This is a genomic window from Arthrobacter sp. I3 (assembly GCF_000520575.1).
GTDB lineage: Bacteria > Actinomycetota > Actinomycetes > Actinomycetales > Micrococcaceae > Arthrobacter > Arthrobacter humicola_A.
Window position 1 is genome coordinate 183209 of sequence record NZ_KI914916.1, and the last position, 1508, is coordinate 184716.

2 protein-coding genes are annotated in these 1508 nt (G+C 71.4%); both read left to right on the forward strand.

The annotated features are described in order from the left end of the window. The first annotated feature begins 75 nt into the window (after positions 1–75). Entirely contained in the window at positions 76–810 is a 735-nt protein-coding gene (locus tag Y706_RS24500) for a class I SAM-dependent methyltransferase (protein WP_043435632.1), read from the forward strand. Further along, positions 803–1508, forward strand: a 706-nt coding sequence (locus tag Y706_RS28010) for an FAD-dependent oxidoreductase (RefSeq protein ID WP_043435559.1), incomplete at its 3' end; no start/stop codon positions are given. The genes Y706_RS24500 and Y706_RS28010, both read left to right, overlap by 8 nt.

The window sequence follows — 1508 nt, forward strand, 5'->3', positions numbered from 1 at the left end:
GGCGGAGCCGGCGCAGTCCGTAGCGGTACGGGTCTGAAGGCGGCCACGCTGAATCCGTTCAGCGCGAAGCGGGGCATGGAACACCTTCGGGCGGCCCTCCTGCGGGACCGCGCATCCGACGCCGTCGAGGAAATGGACCTGCCGGGCTGCGACCCCGGCCGCCTGGAGCGCACGTATGCCCAGTTTGCGCTCGTCAACCGTGCCGTCGCCGGCTGGCGCGGCATCTACCGGTCCCGGATCAGGCCCCGGCTGTCCACTGCTTCCGCCACCTCCCTGCTGGATATCGGGTGCGGCGGGGGCGACGTTTCCGTGCTGTTGGCCCGGTGGGCGGCCAGGGACGGACTGCGTCTCGAGGTCACCGCTATTGACCCGGATCCGCGCGCGATCCTGTTCGCCCGCGCCCGCCACGCGACGGCGGACGTGACGTTCCGCCAGGCGGCCAGCGCGGAGCTGCTCGAAGAGGGCAACCGGTACGACCTCGTGGTGTCCAACCATGTCCTGCACCACCTTGACGGGCTGGAAGAGTTTCTCGCCGAGTCGGCCCGGTTGTCCCGCGGCACGGTGGTCCACAACGACATCCGCCGCAGCCCCGCCGCCTACGCGCTGTTCTCTGCCGGCTCCTGGGTGCTCACCGGCTCCTACATCCGGCGGGACGGGCTGACCTCCATCCGCCGAAGCTACACCGCCGCGGAACTGACCGCCGCCGCTCCCCCGGGCTGGACCGTCGCCCGCCACGCCCCCTTCCGGAACCTGCTGCTGCACGGCACTCCCGACGGCGTCTACCAGTCAGGGCCCGGCGCCAGTGGCTGAGGTTCTGATCATCGGTGCCGGTCCGGTGGGGCTGTTCATGGCCGCTCTGTTGCTGCAGGACGGCGTGGATGTTCAGGTCCTGGAACAGCGGGGCGCACCGGAGCCGCAGTCGCGCGCCATCGGCATCCATCCGCCGGCGCTGGCCGCGCTCGCGGGAACCGGAGTTGCCGAGGCCATGATTGCCGAGGGGGTCCAGATCCGCCGAGGTATGGCAATGGCCGGCGGAAAATGCCTCGCCCGGATGTCCTTTGCCGGCGTCTCGGACCGCTTTCCGTTCGTCCTGTCCCTGCCCCAGGCCCGTACTGAGGCGCACCTGGAGCGGCGGGTCAACGAGCTCGGCGACGGCGCCCTGCACCGCGGCGTCCGCCTCACCGGACTGTCCGACGACGGCGGCCGGGTCAGCGTGGAAGCCGACTCCAAGAGTGGCACCCTGCGCTATTCGGCGCCGCTGGTCATTGCCGCCGACGGCGTGCGTTCCACGGTGCGGGCGCTGCAGGGCGCCGACGTGCGCGTGAAAGAGTACCCGGACAGTTACCTGATGGGTGACTTCGCGGACGGCACCGGGTTCGGTCCGGATGCGGCACTGTTCCTCTCCGGCGCCGGCATCGTGGAGTCGTTCCCCTTGCCCGGCCAGCTCCGCCGCTGGGTGGTCCGGCTGGGTACCGGCGACTCCGCGGCCGGCGGACCAGCAGCCGGCG

Excerpts from the sequence above, each read along its gene's own strand:
- Y706_RS24500 (WP_043435632.1), top strand. The coding sequence starts at position 76 with ATGGAACACCTTCGGGCGGCCCTCCTGCGGGACCGCGCATCCGACGCC.